The sequence below is a fragment of the Armatimonadota bacterium genome (assembly GCA_017303935.1).
Taxonomy (GTDB): Bacteria; Armatimonadota; Fimbriimonadia; order Fimbriimonadales; family Fimbriimonadaceae; genus JAFLBD01.
This window is the reverse complement of the sequence record JAFLBD010000002.1, coordinates 816,960-836,707: the sequence shown is the minus strand read 5'-3', so window position 1 is coordinate 836,707 and position 19,748 is coordinate 816,960. Positions and strand designations below refer to the sequence as shown.

Sequence of the window (19,748 nt, the reverse complement as noted above, 5' to 3'; positions counted from 1 at the left end):
GGCTGAGCTGGAGGCTGAGCTGGAGGCTGAGCTGGAGGCTGAGCTGGAGGCTGAGCTGGAGGCTGAGCTGGAGGCTCGACGACTTCAGTATACCTTCTACCGTGACCAGTTATTGACCTTCGCCGAGCAATCAATCAATCAATCAATCAATCAATCAATCAATCAATCAATCAACAAGACGGATCAGATGGGCGAAAATGAGCGAGATATTTAGCATGAAAGCTGGACAACATCTTTCCGCGACAGCCATCGCTTCTGCGAAGTCTAGTGAATCGCGATTTCCAGTCTATGGGGGGAATGGACTACGCGGTTATGGAAGATCGGCAAGTCACACCGGGAAGTACCTGCTGATCGGACGGCAAGGCGCACTCTGCGGAAATGTAAAGAGAGCGTCGGGTGAGTTTTACGCGACTGAACATGCTGTAGTTACGGAGCCTTCTGACGCCATGGATGTCGATTTTGCGTACTACATGCTTACGTCCATGAACTTAAACAAGTTTAAATCATCTGGCGCTCAGCCTGGTTTGGCAGTCGGCAACTTGGCTGAAGTACTCGTGCCCGTCCCGCCGATTGAAGAGCAGAAGCGGATTGCTGATTTACTAGATAAGTTCGATGCCCTCGTGAACGATCTCAGCTCAGGTCTTCCTGCCGAACTCAACGCCCGCCGCCAGCAGTACGAGTATTACCGTGACAAGCTCCTAACTTTCCAGGAGGCGACCGCATGAGCGAGGATCGAGCGCCTTACAACTACGATCCGATTGCTGTTTCCAACGAGAGCACGGTCGTTGCGCAGTACATCCCAGAATCGAAAGTTCGTGAGACGAGCTACCAGAGTGAAGACGCTCTGGAAAAGGAACTCATCAGGATTTTAGAGGGGCAAGCCTACGATTACCTCAAGTTCACCTCAGAAGAGCAGCTCGTCGCAAACCTACAGGCTCAGCTAGAGGCTCTGAATGATGTGAAGTTTAGCCTCGCCGAATGGAAGCGATTCTTTGAAAGTAACATCGCCGGGCAGAACGACGGCATTGCTGAAAAGACAATTCGCATCCAGGAGGACTCGGTTCAGCTTCTCCATCGCGACGATGGCACGACCAAGAACATCAAGCTGATCGACAAACAGAATATCCACAACAACCGGTTGCAGGTTATCAACCAGTATGAGACCGCCGGGACACGCGCCACTCGGTTCGACGTGACAGTTTTGGTCAATGGCTTGCCGATGGTTCACATCGAACTGAAGCGACGCGGGGTGGACATCCGCGAAGCCTTCAACCAGATCGACCGCTACCAGCGAGACTCTTTCTGGGCTGGTTCGGGCCTGTTTGAGTACGTCCAGCTTTTCGTGATCAGCAACGGAACGCTGACCAAGTATTACAGCAACACCACCCGCCGCCAGCACATTGCCGATGCTGCCGGAACGAAGAAGATCAAGAAGACCTCCAACTCGTTTGAGTTCACATCGTGGTGGGCCGACTCGCAGAACAAGCCGATTCAGGAACTGAGTGCTTTCGCCAAGACGTTTTTTGCGAAGCACACCCTGCTGAATATCCTCACTCGATACTGCGTCCTCACAGCAGATCGGATGCTCCTCGTGATGCGTCCGTACCAAATCGCCGCAACCGAACGAATCCTCCAGCGAATAGAGGTGGCGTCGAACATGAAATGGCTAGGCTCGGTGCGAGCAGGAGGTTACGTTTGGCACACCACTGGATCAGGCAAGACGCTTACTTCGTTTAAGACCGCTCAACTTGCGAGCAAGATGCCGAGCGTGGACAAAGTGCTCTTTGTGGTGGACCGCAAAGACCTCGACTACCAGACGATGCGCGAGTACGACCGCTTCGAAAAAGGTGCAGCCAACTCCAACACCTCCACGGCAGTTCTGAAGCGACAGCTTGAGGACAAGAATGCGCGGATCATCATCACGACGATCCAGAAGCTCGCCAACTTCATTAACGCCAATAAGGGACATGAAGTCTTTGGCGGTCACATCGTGGTGATCTTTGATGAGTGTCACCGCTCTCAATTCGGTGATATGCACACGGCGATCACCCGCGCCTTCAAGCGGTACAACCTCTTTGGCTTCACCGGAACCCCGATCTTCACCGAGAACATGTCGAGTGGCGGAAACCCGAACCTCAAGACGACCGAACAGGCTTTTGGGGAAAAGCTCCATACCTACACCATCGTCGATGCGATTACTGACAAGAACGTCCTTCCGTTCCGGATCGACTACGTGAACACGGTGAAGATGGGAGACGTTTTGGATAAGAAGGTCTCAGCCATTGACACCGAACGGGCACTCCTTGCTTCAGAACGAATCGGCTTGGTGACCAGCTACATCCTGGAACACTTCGATCAGAAGACGAAGCGAACTAGCACGTACTCCCTTGGAGAGCGTCGTTTGCGAGGCTTCAACGCGCTCTTTGCCACCGCATCAATCGACGCAGCCCGGACCTACTACGGAGAGTTCAAACGTCAGCAAGCCGGGCTAGTTCCTGATAAGCAGCTGAAGGTAGGAATTAACTTTTCGTACGCCGCGAATGAAGCCGTTGAAGACGGAGCACTTGAGGAAGAGGAGTTTGAGACCAACCACCTCTCTGGTGCGGCCCGTGACTTTCTTGACGAGGCAATCAAAGACTACAACGGGATGTTCGGCACGTCCTTCGATACATCAGCGGACAAGTTTCAGAACTACTACAAAGACCTTTCCCTAAATCTCAAGGAGCGAAAGATTGACCTTGTGATCGTGGTCAACATGTTCCTCACCGGCTTCGATGCGACCACATTGAACACGCTCTTTGTGGATAAGCAACTTCGCGCCCATGGTCTGCTCCAGGCCTACTCCCGTACGAACCGTATTCTCAATTCGGTGAAAGCGTACGGGAACATCATTAGCTTCCGTGACCTTGAGGCGGAGACGAACGATGCGCTCTCGCTCTTTGGCAACAAGGAAGCTCGGGGCATCGCCATTCTCAAGCCGTATGGAGACTACTTTGCTGACTACGAAGCCAAAGTGCAGGAGCTTCTCGCTAAATTCCCGCTCGATGAACGGATTGTGGGTGAACAGGCTCAAAAGGAGTTCGTAACTCTCTTTGGCTCGATTCTCCGGCTCCAGAACATTCTCACTTCGTTCGACGAGTTCGAAGGCAACGCAGTCCTCTCAGACCGAGAAGGTCAGGACTACCGAAGCATCTACCTCGATATCTACGCTGACTTCCGCTCCGGCAAGGACTCGGACAAGGAGCAAATTCTCGACGACATCGTCTTTGAGATCGAGCTGATCAAACAGGTCGAGATCAACGTTGACTTCATTTTGATGCTTGTCGCGAAGTTCCGCGAAGCGAAGGGCAACGGCGATGATGTGGAGATTCGTGCCCAGATCACGAGAGCAGTCGATTCCTCGCCAACCCTCAGGAACAAGAAAGACCTCATCGAGAACTTCGTAGACTCGGTCTCTGCATCAGGTGAGCTCGATGCAGAGTGGCGAGCATTTGTTGACCGAAAGCGCGAAGAGGAGCTTGGTCAGATCATTGAAGAAGAGAGCTTAAAGCCCGAGGAAACCCGTGCTTTTGTGGAATCAGCCTTCCGCGACGGCGTGATTCGTTCCACGGGAACTGCTATCACGAAGGTCATGCCGCCGACCAGCCGGTTCTCCTCGGACGGTGGGCACGGGCAGAAGAAGCAGCGGGTTTTGGCGAAGCTCATTGCGTTCTTTGAGCGGTTCTTGGGGTTGGTTTCGCGCCATGGGCAAAATGGAGATGAATAGTGGCATCTATCGATAATCAAATCGCCAGCGCTAGTGTGGTTATCTGCACTAACATCGAAAAGCTGTCTGCTGACCGGGCATTGCTATCTCAGAACATTCTTGCCCAGCTACGAAATCTCGTCGAAGCGGTCGCTGTTCGGCTCCACCGCCGTGATGGCAACCATGAGTTTGAATATGCGCTCGTGGGGCCGGCTATGGACTGGGTCGGATCCGGAAAGAAGCAGATCAACTTCCTTCACAGATTCCACAGGCTGTTACAGATGAGTTCCTCTCATTACACCCTTGAAGGAGACCCATCGGAGCGGTTAATGCTCAAATATTTCGAGTATTTGTTAAGAATCCGCACGCTGACGAGAGAAGTCTTTGGGTTTGAGATTCTGCACAATCTTGAATCTTTCCCAGTAGACCTTGACCCTTCACTACATGAATATCACCGCAAAATCGCTGAGCGCATCGATTTCGTTGGACCTGCCAAACCGGATGCCAGACACGATCGCTACTATATACATAAAGTCCGTCCATTCTTCATAAACGGACGCATTTTCTACGAGGTCACCTTCACCGCAGCGGTCAACAACACGAGCAAATTTGACCGACTCATTGCCTTTACTTCAATCGACATCACTGAGCAGTACTCCGCAAACCTAACGCTCGTCCAGGAGTCTATCGAAGTCTTGGGGTTCACGATGCCCATTTGGATTATTCAGAAATGGGAAGTTTCAATCCGTCCTTGTGAGTTGATCAACTTTGCCAAGATTTTAGGTCAAGACATCAATGTAGGTTCAGGAGATAAGGAGTATCGCTCCCTGATGCAATATCTTACGGCAACCGAGGGCAGCCTACTGAACTTAATGGATATCTCAGACACGCAATACCTAGAACTCCGTGATCGGATTCTGAATGGGACTCAGAAGCAAGTCATCTTTCCTGCCCTGGAGCGAGCTCGGAAAATCATCCGCAAACATCTTCCTGGAACAAATGTGTTGCGATACCTGCTACTTCAGATGAACAATCGAATAATTAAGCTTCAGTCTGAAGCCGCAGAGTGTGGATTTCTCTCGAATTTGAAGCTGTCTTCTGGGTGCAAGCCGTTTGATGAAATGCCGTTCTGCACATCTCTCCGGCAACATAATCCCAGGTTCTCTGATCTTTTCGCCTCCATTGACGCTACGGGGAGGACTCACGAACTATTGGTCCGGCGTGTGAAGAATAACGTTGAAAGGCATGGCCTTCTCTACACGCCTGTTGCAGAACTGGAGTCGTTTGGCGAAGTTGACCAACTGATTGCTACCTATAACGGGAAGTTATATAAGGGGCATGGGAATCGGTTCATGATAATGGACAAAGGGCATGTGTTCATTCGCGAGTACGAAGAGGGAACAGTGTCCATTATAAGGAAGCTCCAAGAGTTTGCTGGATCTGGCATTGGGGGACACGGTGATGCAGTTGATAGATGGTTAGACGAGACACCACTAATTGTTGACGATGTGGCAAAAAAGGCGGCACTCAAGTCACTTTTTGAGAAGTCTCGTGTCGCCCTAGTTTACGGCGCTGCAGGAACAGGTAAATCAACGATGGTTAACTACATCGCGAACTATCTGAATGACAGGACGAAGCTCTTGCTGGCACACACTAATCCCGCCGTTGATAACCTGAAGCGAAAGGTCGTTGCCCAAAACACTTGGTTCCGAACGGTCAGTAGTCAAAAATCGAAGAGTGAGGCGTACGACATTTTGATAATAGATGAATGCAGCACTGTCAGTAACGCTGACCTTTTAAAGGTGTTAGAAAATACTTCATTTAAGCTCCTCGTGCTCGTAGGCGACGTGTTTCAGATTGAAGCGATTCAATTCGGTAACTGGTTCAGTATCATACGCCACTTCTTACCAAGAGAATCTGTGTTCGAGTTGACGAGGCCTTTTCGAACAGATAGTGAGGCGCTTCTCGGATTCTGGAGCAAGGTTCGCAATTTAGAGGACGGTATTGAAGAGTCCATCGCGCATAACCAGTATTCTACGGTACTTGACGAGTCGCTGTTTACATCAAAAGATCAAGATGAGATCACACTTTGCCTTAACTACGATGGTCTATACGGGATCAATAATATTAATCGGTTTTTGCAAAGTAGTAATGCTGGCAAATCTGTGAGTTGGGGTGTTGCGACTTATAAGGTTGGGGACCCTGTCCTCTTCAACGAGAGCACAAGGTTCAAACCGCTTATCTACAACAACCTTAAGGGCCGCATCACCGGTGTTCAAGCATTCGGTGATCGAATTCAATTTGAGGTCGAGTTGGATCGAGCCGTTACAGAGCTCGATGTAGATGGTGTTGAACTTCGTTACTTAGGAGGATCGTCGGTCCAGTTCGATGTACTCAAGGCTCGCAGTACAGACGACGATGATGATATGTCCAATGCTGTTGTTCCGTTCCAAGTGGCCTATGCTGTTTCTATTCATAAAGCTCAAGGTCTTGAGTATGACTCGGTGAAAGTTGTTGTTACCGAGGCAAACGAAGAAGACATCACGCACAATATCCTCTACACTGCTATCACGCGCACTAGGAAGCATCTAAAGATCTACTGGACGCCCGAGACCCAACACGCGGTACTTAGCTGTCTTGAACGCAGGAAGAGCGATAAAGACGTTGCATTGCTGAAGGCAAGGCAGGGGTGGTAGAACGAGGTGAGTCAATCGGATTGTCGCTCCACTTGGTCTCTCCAAGGTCTCTCCAACGCGGTGGAAGACGACGGTCGATTAGGTTCAACGACGGACAAACATTCAGCCTCGTTGAACCTAAAAAATGTCAGTCCTAAGGAGTGAGTCGGGAGTTCGAATCTCTCCGGGGCCGCCATGATTCTGTGATTATTTGTTAGACTGGAAAAGTGAAGTTGCGCTACCTCCTTTTCGGGCTCTTCGCTCTGTTGCCATTTAAAAGTGAACTTGTGCAAGTTCACCACGAGGCGAGCCCGGATTGTGCTCTACAGTACATTAGCGAGAGCACTGTACCGGTCAATCACTTACTCCAGGTAGCAACCTGCATCAATCTGACATCTTGGGCACGAATCATTGGACATGATTTCGATCTGCAAGGCAGACTTTCGATCCTAGCCTACGAGACACCTCACGTGCCAATTCTGGAATGGCTCCAAAGTGTCCAACGAATCATTTATGGCTAGGACAACTCTTTTGGCAAAGTAGATATCCTAACTTAAACCTATGAACCCACGTCACCTGGTGCTGTTTGCGTTCATTGTCTTGGTTGCAGTCTTCTTGGCTTACCGAGGGACTATGGCAATACGAGACGATTCTCAAGGTCAGATTAATCCCAAACCCGAGTTTGTTGCATCTGAGCGAGACTTTATCCACGGAATGATCCCACACCATCAAGAGGCTGTCACGAGTTCCGAGGAGCTCCTTTCGGTCGTAGTCGATCCTGATGTCAGAACACTCGCATCAAACATCATTCGAGCACAGGAAGCAGAGATTACGGAGATGAAAACTTGGTACGCTCAGTGGTACGAAGCCGAATACCGCGACGATGGGAAATACAAGGCGATGATGCGACCACTACAGAACTTGAGTCCGAAGGATGCTGAAGCACGCTTCGTCGCAGACATGATTGGACACCACGAGCATGCGGTTCTCATGGCCCGAGAGCTGGCGACGTTTGCGGAGCGACCCGAGCTTCGCACCTTGGCCGCGAACATAATCCGAGATCAAGAAGCCGAGATCAGAACGTTGACCTCGTGGCTTCAGAGCAAGTACGGGCAGACACCGAATGCGGTAGATCACTCAATGCACTAGGATACATCTGACTCAGAACGCCAGAATCGGAATCTGTGCGCGGCTCCAATTTTGATGGCGGGAACTTTTTCCGGGTAAATTCTGTTCTGGTGAGTATGCGAAGCAAGGGAGCACTGATTCAAATTGTCGTTGCTCTGGTACTGGCTCTGGCCCAAGTGCCCTCCAGTGCGCTTGCTGGAATGTTCCTGAAGCATTCAGATTGCGACATGCCGTGCTGTCGAACGCAGGTCTCACCTATTGATTCAAGCGTCCAGAGCTGTCATATCGAAGCAACTCTTGGGCCGGAGCCGTGTGGCTCACATACGGCGTCAGCAAACGGGTCGTTCTCCGCAAAGAAAAGCTCCTGCGATTGCAGCATTTCGGCTCCGTCGGAAAATCGCGGTTCACCAGTTGCAATTGCTTCGACATCCTCGCAATCTTCTTTCCTGCCCTTCGCGGCGTTACTGCCGCCAGAACTGATTTCTCTCGCGCCTCAGCTTTCTTCACTGCGCCAGCCCGGCATACGTGGAACTGACTCAGGGCCACCTGCTCAAAGATCGCATTCCGTCTGGTTGGGGCGAGCCCCGCCTGTGTTACTTGCTTAGTCGAGCCCGCTGAACTTGATTTCAGCGTGGCTGTTCGTCGTTTGACGCAAGTCTCATCTCAGAAACACAGGAAAACCAATGATTACCATCATCGCCTTGTCGGCGGTGCTGCTCGGTCAGGCACAATCACTCAAGTGCCCGGTCATGGGCGGTGCTGTCGCATCAAATACAACATTCGTCGAGTATCAAGGAGCCCAGTTTGGCTTCTGCTGCCCCGGCTGCGAAGGCAACTTTGCGAAAGCCCCCGACAAGTTTATCGAGACCCAGAGGAAAGCTGGAAATACCATCGGATCGTTCTTCTTCGACCCCGTAACACGAAAGCGAATTGAACCGAACAAGGCTGTTTCAACAAAGGATCACAACGGCATTCGGTACTATTTCGCGTCGGCGGAGTCAGCTACCGCCTTCGCCAAGTCTCCTTCCCAATTCTCAGCCGTGCCCAAAAATGAGGCACTTTATTGCCCCGTGGGCAAGGAAGCCGTCTCAACATATGCAAAAGCAAGTGACTACGTCGATTTCGACGGGGTTCGTTGGTACATGTGCTGTGAAGGTTGTGGTGATCCGTTTGAAAAGAACCCTCGCAAGTATCTCACCGCAGCGGCACTCGCGTACGTGAAAGTGCCGTCCGTGCTGAAGCAAAGAGCTTCAACTCCTGAAGCCCCGAGTGCGGACACGGTTACCAAGGTGAAGTTCGAGAAATTCGAGGCCGAACTTCGGGTTCCTGAAGATGGCCTGTTTGCGGGTGAGGAGATTGATGTCGAATTTCGGGTCGTCGATACAACTTCCAAGGATCCCATCGAAGAGGGATTCAAAGGCGTTGGAGGCATCTCAGCCACCGCCGTCATGACGATGCCGAGTATGCAAGGCATGCCAGAGGCCAAGCCTAACGTTCATCGCGAAGGAGTGCCGGGCGATTACGGAATCGAGTTGTATTTCCCCCATGGCGGGGACTACAAGATTGACTTAGCCTTGGATATTCCGGGCGAAGGCAAGAAGACCATCAGCTTCTTAGTGGATGTCAAAGACGAGCGTCCTGCCAATGCAAGCAGGCCGCAACCCTACCGCCTTGACGTAGTCGACTGGCCCACGCATGCGATGGCGGGTCAGCCAACCAAGCTTCGCATGAGAGTGATCGATGTCAAAGCTGGCACTACTCAACGTGACTTCGATATCGCGCATGAAAAGCTGTTCCATCTTCTCATTGCCAGTCGTGACCTGAATTGGTTCATCCACGAACATCCTGAAATGACAGAAGACGGAACATGGGAGATTCCCATCACGTTTCCAGCCGGTGGCGACTACTGGGTTTACGGAGATGTCGCTCCAACCGGAAAAGGTTCCAGGGTGCTGATCGCCAAGGTGAGCGTTCATGGGGACAAACCCACTTGGGATACCAAACTAACCCTCACCCGAACTGCCCAAGATGGCGGACTTCGTGGCGAACTTGGCACGCTTGAGCCCATCGAAGTCGGCAAGAAAGCAATCGTTGAAGTGAAGCTCTTCGATGATAAGTCAGGTGCTCCCGCAACGGATACAGTCAAGTGGCTTGGTGCGGCTGGCCACATGATGATCTTTCATCAAGATGGGCAAACCGTGGTCCACAGTCATCCCGCCGAAGATTCGGAGAGCGAAGCACTCGTGAAACGAGGCGTGATGCGCTTCACTGGTCGATTTCCCAAACCCGGTCTATACAAGGTCTACGCCCAGTTTGACTGGCGCGGCTCAGTACGAACTCTCGGCTTTGCTATCGAGGTGAAGTAGTGGCGAACTGGGGCAGCGTGTTCTTACTGGTACTCGCAGGTGCAGCGTACATCTGGCTCATTCTACGACGACTTAACGTCGGCGGGGCTGGACGTCCAAACTGCGGCTGCGGGGCTAAACGATGCCGATCCAAAAAGGGCGCGGGTCAATGAAACGAATTGTTTCGAGTCTTTGCCTCGTGCTAGGGGTTGCCATTAGCGTGGCAACTCCAGAGGAGATGGAACGGTTGCATCGCGTTGCTGAACTGAAGCCGAGTTCCAAACTGCTCAAAGCTGAATGCATGACTTGCCATACGGATGTGCCTTTGCACAATCCATTTGGCAGAGATGTAAGAAGCGCAATCAAGTCGTCTGAACGAGCAGGAGTAGACGCCGAGATTTGGACTCGCTTAGCCAGTATCGATTCAGACCAGGATGGATGGTCGAATGGTGAGGAGGTTCGTTTGGACACGCTTCCAGGTGATCCAGGCGACCATCCGGCTGAGTCGCGTTCACGAAAGGAGACCCAAACCGATGCCCGTATCAGTGTCGGCTTGGATCAAGTTATTCCAAAGCACTCGCTTCATCCTGTTGTCATTCACTTCCCCATAGCACTCTTTCTCTTTGGAGTTGCGTTCGACTTGATCGGAGCACGGAAGAAAGACAGCGGGTTGCGAACGACCGGATGGTGGGGCCTGCTCCTGGGAACAATCAGCACGGCTGTTGCAATTCCTACGGGAGTGGCTGCCCTTCTGCGAAGCGGCTACCAGTGGACGGGCCCAGCACTTAGTCATGCACTCTTTGCAGCAACTGCAACGGCACTCATGATCTCAACAACCCTCTGGAGACGCAAGGGCGAAATCCAGAGCAAGACGTACTTCGCTCTCCTTTTAGTGGCCGCTCTCGCGGTCGCTCTGGCGGGGCACTTTGGAGGCCAACTGGTCTACGGAAACTAAACATGAAACACAAACTCATTAACTCGACAACGATGGCGGCAATCGCCCTTCTCTCTTTGGCGGCTTCAGCCCTCGCCTTCCAATCCTCGGGTCACTCAGGCGGATGTTGTGGGCAAGGCGAATCAAGCCCGGCCAAGACGCAAGTAGCTCAGCAAACAAAAGACGTTCAGAAAGCGACTGTCACCGTCCAGGATGGCAAGTATTCGCCAGCGACGATTCAAGTCAAGAAGGGAAAGAAAGTCATTCTGACCTTTAAGGGCGGCAAAAACATGGGCTGCGGCTCGACGATTGAATTCAAGTCGCTCAAGCAAACGAAAACCGTCAAGGAAGGTGGAACCGTGACATTCACGTTCACCCCCCAATCCGCTGGCGAAATCAAGTTCGCCTGCTCCATGGACATGATCCGCGGCAAGGTGGTGGTGAAATGAAAGGATTGATCCTTGCTGGGCTCGCCGCGACGGTGCTTGGAGTCGGAATGATCGGTTGCGGTGGCAGCGGGGGCGGACTCGGTTTGGGAGCAAACGCGTACACCGTCCCTTTCATCGCCAAGAGCGACGTGCAGTACATCGACGCAATGGTGCCGCACCACCTGATGGCTATCGACATGGCGCAGATGGTGCTTGATCGTGGTTCAGACACCCAGATACGCGCAATCGCGCAGGCAATTAAAGATGCTCAAGGTCCAGAGATCACGGCACTAAAGAGTGTGCGACAAACGCTCACTGGCAGCGACGTGATCCCCGCCTCGCCGAACGATCCGTACCTCGACAAGATGATGATGGACATGGAAGCCATGTCGGGCAGTGAGCTTGACATGATGTTCCTGAAGTCCATGATCGGGCACCACAGCGAAGCGATCTCCATCGCCGAGCGTGCCCTCGACAACCTGTCCCGGACGGACATGAAGGCGAATGCGGAAGCCGTCATCTCGGACCAAGCCCGTGAAATCGGAGAGATGCAAGCTCTCCGCTCGACAACGAGATTCCGTATGACGAACAGACTGATTCGCACATCATTGCAGCAGAGGGGACAACAAGGTGTAATCCCTTGCGGCCACTGGGGAGGTGGCGTCTAAACCATGACCGTGCGGCCTCAAGATTCGCTGTGTTCCCCCGCAGCCTCATTGATCCACTCAGTGAGTTCAAGGGGCCGCTCGCTTACATCGCTAGCTCAACCAACGAGGTTGAAGATTGGAGTAACGAGGTTGAGCTTATGAGCCGCGACTTTATTGATCCAGTCCCGGACATCGTTGGAGAAGCCAGCGATATCGGAGGAAGAAAAAATATGCCTGACGATTATTTACCCGCATCGGATGCCCAGTTCAACTCGTGGCAGACCAACCTAGTGACGTACGCCAATGCGAACTTGGCTGGCCTTGGCCTGGTTGCTGGCGATCTCGCTCCGCTTGTGACGGCGCAGACCGCTTGGACCAGCAGCTATTCGGCCCATATCACCACGCAGGCGGCGGCCCAGGCTGCCCGGCAGCTCAAGGACGCCAACCGACTGGCCTATGAAGCCGCGATTCGCGCCCTCGTAAACCGCCTGCAAGCCAGCGCATCGGTCAGCGACCCAGAGCGGGAAGCCCTTGGCATTCCGGTTCGCGACAAAACTCGTAGCCCGATTGGCGTCCCGACATCGAGGCCAGTCGGTTCGGCCAATACTTCTCAGCGCCTTCGCATCACGGTCGCCTTCGTGGACGAGCTTTCGCCCACAAACCGGGCCAAGCCCGCCGGAGTCTTCGGCTGCGAAGTTTGGGTCAAGATCGGCGGCGTCGCGCCGACCGATCTGAGCGAATGCACGTTCCTCGCCCTCGACACACGATCGCCCTACACGGCTCAGTTCGACGGCGAAGATGCCAACCAAACCGCCCACTTTGTCTTGCGATGGGCCAACTCGAAAGGAGAGGCCGGCCCCATCAGCGAGACGATTTCCGCGACGATCCCTGGATAGCCACCATGAACGAAAACAAAGAACCTATGACCTGCCCTATCGCGGAAGCCCGCGCGCAAACCGGCATCGATGCCGAATCGGCCGCGCGTGCGGGATTCGTCGCGATCAACTACATTGCGTGCAAGCCGGACTACAAGGAGCGCTTCGAATGCCTCTTCTGCAGCCGCGCTCGCATGATCGACAACATGCCCGGATTCCTCGGCATGAAGGTGTTGCGCTGTACCGAAGTTAACGAGCCGTATTTGGTCGTGAGCTTTTGGACGGACGAAGACAGCTTCAAAGCCTGGGTGGGCTCCCCGCAGTTTCACGAAGGCCATAAACGCGCCTTCGAAGACCTTCGGGCGTACAAGCAGCGCGGCGAGGAGCCGCCCATGACCAGTGATTTCAAGACCTACGCGATCATCGCGGAGTAAACAAAACTATGCACGACCATAAGAACATCATCGAATCCTGCGAGGCTTGCGCTTCGCACTGTCAAACTTGCGCAGACGCCTGCCGCGACATGCCCGGCATGGAAGCGTGTACGTCGCTCTGCGAGGAGTGCCGCGACGAATGCGACCGCTGCTCCGCCGAGATGAAGAACGGCTCCCACCTTCTTTGCGAAGCCTGCGCGGAAACCTGCAAGGCCTGCGCCGAAGAATGCGAGCGTCATCAGGACAATGCCCATTGTGTGGCTTGCGCCGAAGCTTGCCGCGCCTGCGCCAAGTCCCTCTCGGGGGTGGTCGCTTAGGTCGAAAGACACACAAACAACGTGGCGGGCCCTTCACCTTTGTTGAACATAGCGTGAAGCGGCTCGCCGCCAGAACCAAAAGGAAAATCAAATGAAAAACATCCTCAACACCCTCTCGAAATCCCTCGCTCTTCTCGCCGTGGTCGGCGCGATGGGCATGACCTCCATCGCGTCGGCTCACGAAGCCGATTGCCCCTACTGCAAGCTCAAACTCGTGCAAAACACGAAGGAGCAAGACAACGAAGTCGTCGTTAAGGTCGGCAACAAGCGAATCGAGTACCGATGCCTCTATTGCGTCATTAAGGATCAGAAGCGGTACAAGGGCGACCTCGTGGTCTACTCGCCAAGTGAGAAAGTGGGGGCACCCGTCATTCTCAAGAGGACGGGTGGTAAATGGAGTGCGCCAGAAGGCGCAGTGTTTTTGAACACATTCAAGAAGCACAAGGATTGCGCCGCTCTTTCTCGAGCATTCAGTAGCAAGGCGGCCTTCGATGCTTACATCAAGAAGAACCCATCGGAAGGCGCAAAGGCCCTGACCCTCGACCAATTCCTCGCGGAGGTGGCGAAGAACTAGCAATTGGAGGGCCACTTTTGGCCCTCTCTTCCAGGAGACTTATATGCGAAACACACTTCTACTTTTCGTCGCACTGACATCGGTCACGATGGCTGTCGCACAAGACCATGGCGGTCACCAGCCTACACGTTCAGGAACTCTACCGACCATGCCCTCAGATTTGCCCCGATGGATCAGTTCCCCCGGCGCGGATCATCTTTTCTACAAAGCTGCCCCATACAACTGGGCAATTGAACGCATTCCACCGTTTGCCCAAGACATGTACGGAACGGGAGTTGGCCACGCGATGGCGTACGAGGCTCTAGTTACAGGTCGGAAGGCACAGCTTGAGACGAAGGTGTTTGAAACGATTGACCGAGTCCTCCAGAAACCACCTCGAATACCAGTCGATGAAGCGGCTCTATCTCCGACATTTGTCAGAAAGTACGGGTACCTCGAAAAAGTCTTTGATTGGGCCCACATACTACACTTCCAAACCATCGATGTCTTGATGCATCCGGGTTGGAGCGATGCTCAGAAAGAGGCGGAAATCGAGCGTTTATGGAGCTTTTACTCGGCGCAACCCTATGCCATCACGGGGCTGCCCATGAACATGGAGTACCTTGACTCATTTCCATTCTCTGGTCGCTTTCGGAGTAACTATCCAAAGGTTAACGGACTGTTCTGGGGATACCACTGGCTCCAGACCGTAAACTACGACATGCTCTTTCGTGTCCCGGTGCAGGATCAAGCGGCTCAGTATAGCGTTCTAGGATCGCAGTATCGAACCACCGAACTCTACCGGATGCGGGACTTCATGCCGATGACGGCTGAAATGAGCCCACGGTTCTCAAAGCGTTTCCCCATGATCGCTAACGCATTCGATAACCTGCACATGCTTCACGACAACGTCAATGACATTTTGGCGGCAGAGGAACTGACCGAAAAGCAGAGACAAGAACAGGTGAAGATTGCGATATATCGCGTGCTCTCTTCAACGCACAAAGGACACGAACCGGGCTCGGGCGAAGATGTACCAGGTTCCCTACATGATCATCGACACCCAACCAGCACCCCAGGTATGGGGTTTATGAGGGGGATGGAAGACGATGTGATGTATATGTCGGGGATGGGATGGATGGACATGAGTGTTTGTGCACATTGTTCGATTCCTTTGCCCGATGGGCCGATGTGGGGGGCCACCGTCACTGCAGACGGGTGGACTATGCTCGTTCGATGCCTCATGTGTGCTCGTGACATGGCGGCAGAAACTCCTGGACGAGCAATCATTCGAGCCGCAACGGAGGATCCGTCACGAATCCTTGTTCTAATCTCAGACGAGGAAGGAATTCTAACAAGCAACATTCCGGGAGTTGTGTTCCTTGAGGAGTTCGGGGAGCATCCAGAATGCAGTGCATGGTCAAGAGCGTTTACATCAAAATCGGCCTTTGACCAGTTTGTCAGAGAAAATCCTGATCTCGCCCAATCGAAGCCGCTCTCTTTAGATGCGTGGGCTCAAATCAACCGGGGCACGCCAGACACATACAGAAAGATTGACCGACCTAACCCATACCGTCCTGAGCCGACCACGGGAGGAAGCCGGTGAGACTCATATCCGTCATTGCGACAGGCCTCCTCGCGAGTGTGGTTTTAGCGGTTGACCATAACAACGTGGATTCAGGACGACCGCTGAGATTTGACGATGCTTACTCTATCGCTTACCGAGAAAGAGCCTTCGAAACAGGGTTCACACTTGATACCTTCAGACGGTCCAGCCCAAAGTACGGTCTAAAGACGGAGTACAAATACGGTTTTGCAAAAAACCAAGACATTGGTATTGGCTTTGAACCTAGCTACTCGACAAGCAATCGTCGAGGTGACTTCGGAAACGTCGAGTTATCGTACTTCAACGGGTTACGTAGAGAGATAGATGATCAGCCTGCACTTGCATATCGACTCGATGTGGGCCTACCCACTGGCACAGGTTCAAAGGGAGTGGAAGTCCGCGCTCGCGGAATTCTCACCAAAACGGTTGGTCAGTACGACAAAATCCATCTCAACCTGGACGTGATGACCTCGACCGCTCGCATCATGGATGAGCGTCAGACAACAGCAGGAATCACTGTCGGGTACACCAAGCCCCTTGGCTATCCCACGCAGTTTGACCGCACGCTAGTAGCTCAGTTCTCCATGGAACAGTCTCGGGATCGTTCGCGCGACTGGGTTGGAAGCGTAGGCTTAGGGATCCGACAGCAAGTAGGAGTGAGGTCAGTTCTGGACTTTGGCATCGAGTCGGATGTCTTCGAAACCAAAGGGCGAGCGAAGTCTTCGGTGCGCTTCGCTATCGGCTATTCAGTAGGATTCTAGGATTCGGGAACTACTTGATACCCATAGGGGTATAAGATAGTGTAGGTTCATGAACGAAGAAAGCCGATCCCGCATTGACCGCAGGCTTGCCCGCATAGAAGGGCAAGTCCGCGGTTTGCGAAAACTCCTCTCCGAAGACGCTTATTGCTGCGACGTGATCGCTCAGGTCAGCGCAGTTTCTGCCGCTTTGAATCAAGTTTCAGCGGCAGTAGCTACCCAGCACATTCGCCACTGCATCGCGAACCGAGATAGCGTGCATGCCCATGCGACAGCGCGCACGATGTCAGAACAAGAGCTTTTCGAAGAGCTAGAAGACGTGTTGAAGCGTCTCGTGAAAACCTAATACCCCAAGGAGTATAAACCCAAATGAAACTAATCGTTGAAGGAATGACTTGCCAAAACTGCGTCCGCCACGTGCGCGAGGCACTCGAATCGATTCCAGGCGCAACTGATGTCAGCGTCAACCTGCAATCGGGCGAAGTCGAAGTTAGTGGAGTCGAAGTGCGGGCCGCAATTGAAGCAGTTGTCGAACAAGGCTATCAGGTAAGGCAGCAATGAATAACAGTCAACCGGCTCATATCCACGATCAAGAGCAAATCGTAGAAACTGCGATATCTATCAAGGGCATGACGTGTGCCTCCTGTGTTCGGCGCGTCGAAAACGCGCTGGTCAAGAAGGGAGGTGTCGAATCGGCGGTAGTCAACTTTGCGACTCACCATGCAACCGTTCGGCATGACATCGCTCTCGAAAAAACGCAGTTGCTGGACGCGGTGGAGGGGGCCGGGTACACGGCAAAGCTCGTCGAGAATGATCCTCACGCGGGACATTCCGCGTCCGAACACGCAGAACATCTACGAGTCGAGTCAGAGGGAGAACTTGCGAAGATGCGGGCCAACCTGTGGATTTCCGGCTTACTCACGGTTCCACTCGTCCTCGTTTCTATGTTCTGGCATCCCCGAGCAGAGTGGGCAAACTGGGGCCTTCTGCTTCTGGGGACGCCCGCCATCTTCTGGTGCGGTCGTCAGTTTTACGCTGTGGCGGCTAAGGCCCTTCGCCATAGAAATACGACCATGGACACATTAGTCGCGATGGGAACTGGCGCGGCCTGGATTTACTCGACTTACTCGCTCATTGCACACCGGGGCCATAGTCACATGCAGAGCGAGCACATCTATTATGAAACCGGAGCTGTGATTGTTCTGCTTGTATTGCTCGGCAGATATCTCGAAGCAAGAGCGAAGTCTCGCATGTCGGACTCAATCCGGAAGCTCATGGACCTCGCACCAAAGGAGGCAAGCGTTGTTAATCCAGATGGTTCGGAACAGAAGATGCCGCTCACGCAGGTGCTACAGGACATGATCATACGAGTTAGACCAGGGGAGCGCGTTCCGGTTGATGGAATCGTCACCGAGGGAGAATCGTTCGTAGATGAGTCAATGGTGACTGGTGAGCCGGTTCCCGTTAGTAAGAAGACTGGAGACTCTGTAACTGGTGGAACGGTGAATGATCAAGGTTCATTTTTGTTCAGAGCGACGCACGTTGGTTCTGAAACGATGCTCGCCCAGATTGCGTCTATGGTGCAGCGAGCTCAAGGCTCTCGGGCCCCACTACAGGGTCTCGCCGACAAAGTGTCGTCGGTGTTTGTGCCAACCGTTATTGGAATTGCTGTCCTAACTGTCCTTGTTTATGCAGTATCGGGACGCGGAGTTGAACCGGGCATCTTGGCTGCCGTGGCGGTTCTTGTTATCGCTTGTCCCTGCGCCCTTGGCTTGGCCACTCCGACCGCACTCATGGTCGGAACAGGAAGAGGTGCTGAACTGGGCATCCTTGTAAAGGATGGCGAGGCTCTCGAAAGGGCTGGCAGCATCAAAACGGTTTTGCTCGATAAGACGGGAACAATAACACAAGGCAAACCTCACCTCACCGACATTGTCATTTCCGGAACCTGGGGTGATCAAGAAGCTCTGGCCGTTGCAGCTGCGCTGGAGTCTCAAAGCGAACATCCGATTGCACGAGCGGTTGTGAAGAAAGCTAAAGACCTAGCCTTAGCCATCCCTCAGCTTGAAAACTTCGAAGCGATTCGTGGTAATGGAGTGAAAGGGACCCTGTCCGGGGAGATGGCAGTAATCGGCAAACTCTCATGGGTCGCAGAGTTGGCAGCGATCCCTGAAGACGTTCGCCAGACCTTTGAAGAGCTTGAGTCTATGGGTAAGACTGTTTTTGTTCTTCAGACAGGCGTTAACTACGCTGTGCTCGCCGTTTCCGACGTGGTTGGAGATTATAGTGCTGAGGCTATTCGGCTGCTGAAACAAATTGGTGTGGAGCCAGTCATGGTGACTGGAGACAACCTCAGGGCCGCTGCTGCCGTTGCGAATCAAGTAGGAGTTGAGCGAGTGGAAGCTCAGGTGCTACCTCAAGATAAAGCCGAATTCGTCCGCAAATACCAAGTCGCAGGCCGCGTGGGCATGGTGGGAGACGGAATCAACGATGCGCCAGCCCTGGCCCAAGCTGACCTTGGTATAGCGATGGGCCACGGGACGGATGTTGCAATGGAGACCGCTGGAGTAACCCTTCTTCGATCAGATCTTCGCGGCGTCGCGCAGGCTATCCGCCTTGCACGCGCTACCCTTTCAACAATCAAGTGGAACCTGTTTTGGGCATTCGTCTACAACGTCGTTATGATCCCCCTGGCGGCCCTGGGCCTTCTCAGCCCAATGTTGGCAGCTGGTGCGATGGCGTTCAGCAGCGTTTCGGTCATCCTAAACTCATTGAGACTCCGCAGCTTTGATGGACGAACAGCTTAGGTTGCCGTGTGTTCGCGGTTAGAACTGAGCTTTACCGATTTCGCTTATTGAGAATGGCTAGAGGGTCTCGCCCCAGGTCTCTCCAAGGTCTCTCCAACGCGGCGGAAGACGGCGGTCATTTAGGTTCAACGGCGGACAAGTGCCTAGCGTCATTGAACCTAGAAAATGTCAGTCCTAAGGAGTGAGTCGGGAGTTCGAATCTCCCCGGGGCCGCCAAGTTTTTGAATCTAAAAGTGTGGGAGTAGGGTTTGGTAGGAGGTGTTTGGTCTCTCAAAGGTCTCTCTACGACCACGGAGGGCGTCGCCTCTGACAGCTGTTGAGCGCTATTCAGAGGCGACAAGCTACTTTCCCTATAGCTCTCTGTTATGATGCCGTGGCAAGGAAGAACGGCAGTGACAACATCGCCTCCTTTCGGAGGAATAGTGTTTCTTAATTGACGAGTCGCCGCCGTGGTGAAGGACGCAAAGGTCTCGTTAATATGTCGAATCAAGGGGCG

18 protein-coding genes are annotated in these 19,748 nt (G+C 53.1%); 17 read left to right on the top strand and 1 reads right to left on the bottom strand.

Features of this window, described 5'->3' with window-relative positions:
- The first annotated feature begins 215 nt into the window (after positions 1 to 215).
- The 11 genes from J0L72_08540 to J0L72_08490 all read left to right on the top strand — a co-directional run bounded on the left by J0L72_08540 (position 216) and on the right by J0L72_08490 (position 13,211).
- Complete coding sequence (locus tag J0L72_08540; protein ID MBN8690826.1) at positions 216 to 725, top strand: restriction endonuclease subunit S; 510 nt, start codon at positions 216 to 218, stop codon at positions 723 to 725.
- A complete protein-coding gene (locus tag J0L72_08535; protein ID MBN8690825.1) occupies positions 722 to 3,766 on the top strand; it encodes a type I restriction endonuclease subunit R in 3,045 nt (1,014 codons plus the stop codon). Before J0L72_08540 ends, J0L72_08535 begins: the two co-directional genes overlap by 4 nt.
- Complete coding sequence (locus J0L72_08530; protein ID MBN8690824.1) at positions 3,766 to 6,441, top strand: AAA family ATPase; 2,676 nt, start codon at positions 3,766 to 3,768, stop codon at positions 6,439 to 6,441. The genes J0L72_08535 and J0L72_08530 overlap by 1 nt, the downstream gene beginning before the upstream one ends.
- 206 nt (positions 6,442 to 6,647) lie before the next feature.
- A complete protein-coding gene (locus J0L72_08525; GenBank protein MBN8690823.1) occupies positions 6,648 to 6,941 on the top strand; it encodes a hypothetical protein in 294 nt (97 codons plus the stop codon).
- Positions 6,942 to 6,981: 40 nt separating this feature from the next.
- Positions 6,982 to 7,569, top strand: coding sequence for a DUF305 domain-containing protein (locus J0L72_08520; protein MBN8690822.1), 588 nt, complete (start codon positions 6,982 to 6,984; stop codon positions 7,567 to 7,569).
- A gap of 662 nt (positions 7,570 to 8,231) precedes the next feature.
- Positions 8,232 to 9,914, top strand: a complete 1,683-nt coding sequence (locus tag J0L72_08515; GenBank protein ID MBN8690821.1) for a hypothetical protein — start codon at positions 8,232 to 8,234, stop codon at positions 9,912 to 9,914.
- A gap of 148 nt (positions 9,915 to 10,062) precedes the next feature.
- On the top strand, positions 10,063 to 10,848 hold the full coding sequence (locus J0L72_08510) for a DUF2231 domain-containing protein (GenBank protein ID MBN8690820.1): 786 nt from the start codon (positions 10,063 to 10,065) through the stop codon (positions 10,846 to 10,848).
- 2 nt (positions 10,849 to 10,850) lie between these two features.
- Complete coding sequence (locus J0L72_08505; GenBank protein MBN8690819.1) at positions 10,851 to 11,276, top strand: cupredoxin domain-containing protein; 426 nt, start codon at positions 10,851 to 10,853, stop codon at positions 11,274 to 11,276.
- Entirely contained in the window at positions 11,273 to 11,923 is a 651-nt protein-coding gene (locus tag J0L72_08500) for a DUF305 domain-containing protein (GenBank protein ID MBN8690818.1), read from the top strand. The genes J0L72_08505 and J0L72_08500 overlap by 4 nt, the downstream gene beginning before the upstream one ends.
- Positions 11,924 to 12,132: 209 nt before the next feature.
- On the top strand, positions 12,133 to 12,798 hold the full coding sequence (locus J0L72_08495; GenBank protein MBN8690817.1) for a hypothetical protein: 666 nt from the start codon (positions 12,133 to 12,135) through the stop codon (positions 12,796 to 12,798).
- A 5-nt stretch (positions 12,799 to 12,803) separates the two neighbouring features.
- Entirely contained in the window at positions 12,804 to 13,211 is a 408-nt protein-coding gene (locus J0L72_08490) for an antibiotic biosynthesis monooxygenase (protein MBN8690816.1), read from the top strand.
- On the opposite strand, the gene J0L72_08485 is transcribed toward J0L72_08490, so the two are convergent.
- Entirely contained in the window at positions 13,190 to 13,540 is a 351-nt protein-coding gene (locus J0L72_08485; protein ID MBN8690815.1) for a hypothetical protein, read from the bottom strand. The genes J0L72_08490 and J0L72_08485 overlap by 22 nt on opposite strands.
- A gap of 79 nt (positions 13,541 to 13,619) precedes the next feature.
- On the opposite strand from J0L72_08485, the gene J0L72_08480 reads away from it, so the two are divergent.
- The 6 genes from J0L72_08480 to cadA are packed head-to-tail and all read left to right on the top strand — an operon-like array spanning position 13,620 to position 19,252.
- Positions 13,620 to 14,102: a hypothetical protein gene (locus J0L72_08480; protein MBN8690814.1), complete on the top strand. Its 483-nt coding sequence runs from the start codon at positions 13,620 to 13,622 to the stop codon at positions 14,100 to 14,102.
- Positions 14,103 to 14,145: 43 nt separating this feature from the next.
- Complete coding sequence (locus tag J0L72_08475) at positions 14,146 to 15,687, top strand: hypothetical protein (GenBank protein ID MBN8690813.1); 1,542 nt, start codon at positions 14,146 to 14,148, stop codon at positions 15,685 to 15,687.
- Positions 15,684 to 16,448, top strand: a complete 765-nt coding sequence (locus J0L72_08470; GenBank protein MBN8690812.1) for a hypothetical protein — start codon at positions 15,684 to 15,686, stop codon at positions 16,446 to 16,448. Before J0L72_08475 ends, J0L72_08470 begins: the two co-directional genes overlap by 4 nt.
- A gap of 49 nt (positions 16,449 to 16,497) precedes the next feature.
- Complete coding sequence (locus J0L72_08465) at positions 16,498 to 16,791, top strand: metal-sensitive transcriptional regulator (protein MBN8690811.1); 294 nt, start codon at positions 16,498 to 16,500, stop codon at positions 16,789 to 16,791.
- A gap of 23 nt (positions 16,792 to 16,814) precedes the next feature.
- On the top strand, positions 16,815 to 17,006 hold the full coding sequence (locus J0L72_08460) for a heavy-metal-associated domain-containing protein (GenBank protein MBN8690810.1): 192 nt from the start codon (positions 16,815 to 16,817) through the stop codon (positions 17,004 to 17,006).
- A complete protein-coding gene (cadA, locus tag J0L72_08455) occupies positions 17,003 to 19,252 on the top strand; it encodes a cadmium-translocating P-type ATPase (protein MBN8690809.1) in 2,250 nt (749 codons plus the stop codon). Before J0L72_08460 ends, cadA begins: the two co-directional genes overlap by 4 nt.
- The last annotated feature ends 496 nt before the right edge of the window (positions 19,253 to 19,748 follow it).

What these genes read in the sequence shown, in the direction of transcription:
- J0L72_08495 (MBN8690817.1), top strand. Translation starts at nt 12,133, where the DNA reads ATGCCTGACGATTATTTACCCGCATCGGATGCCCAGTTCAACTCGTGG.
- J0L72_08535 (MBN8690825.1), top strand. Translation starts at nt 722, where the DNA reads ATGAGCGAGGATCGAGCGCCTTACAACTACGATCCGATTGCTGTTTCC.
- J0L72_08480 (MBN8690814.1), top strand. Translation starts at nt 13,620, where the DNA reads ATGAAAAACATCCTCAACACCCTCTCGAAATCCCTCGCTCTTCTCGCC.
- J0L72_08500 (MBN8690818.1), top strand. Translation starts at nt 11,273, where the DNA reads ATGAAAGGATTGATCCTTGCTGGGCTCGCCGCGACGGTGCTTGGAGTC.
- J0L72_08465 (MBN8690811.1), top strand. Translation starts at nt 16,498, where the DNA reads ATGAACGAAGAAAGCCGATCCCGCATTGACCGCAGGCTTGCCCGCATA.
- J0L72_08460 (MBN8690810.1), top strand. Translation starts at nt 16,815, where the DNA reads ATGAAACTAATCGTTGAAGGAATGACTTGCCAAAACTGCGTCCGCCAC.
- J0L72_08505 (MBN8690819.1), top strand. Translation starts at nt 10,851, where the DNA reads ATGAAACACAAACTCATTAACTCGACAACGATGGCGGCAATCGCCCTT.
- J0L72_08475 (MBN8690813.1), top strand. Translation starts at nt 14,146, where the DNA reads ATGCGAAACACACTTCTACTTTTCGTCGCACTGACATCGGTCACGATG.
- J0L72_08540 (MBN8690826.1), top strand. Translation starts at nt 216, where the DNA reads ATGAAAGCTGGACAACATCTTTCCGCGACAGCCATCGCTTCTGCGAAG.
- J0L72_08510 (MBN8690820.1), top strand. Translation starts at nt 10,063, where the DNA reads ATGAAACGAATTGTTTCGAGTCTTTGCCTCGTGCTAGGGGTTGCCATT.
- J0L72_08520 (MBN8690822.1), top strand. Translation starts at nt 6,982, where the DNA reads ATGAACCCACGTCACCTGGTGCTGTTTGCGTTCATTGTCTTGGTTGCA.
- J0L72_08490 (MBN8690816.1), top strand. Translation starts at nt 12,804, where the DNA reads ATGAACGAAAACAAAGAACCTATGACCTGCCCTATCGCGGAAGCCCGC.
- cadA (MBN8690809.1), top strand. Translation starts at nt 17,003, where the DNA reads ATGAATAACAGTCAACCGGCTCATATCCACGATCAAGAGCAAATCGTA.
- J0L72_08515 (MBN8690821.1), top strand. Translation starts at nt 8,232, where the DNA reads ATGATTACCATCATCGCCTTGTCGGCGGTGCTGCTCGGTCAGGCACAA.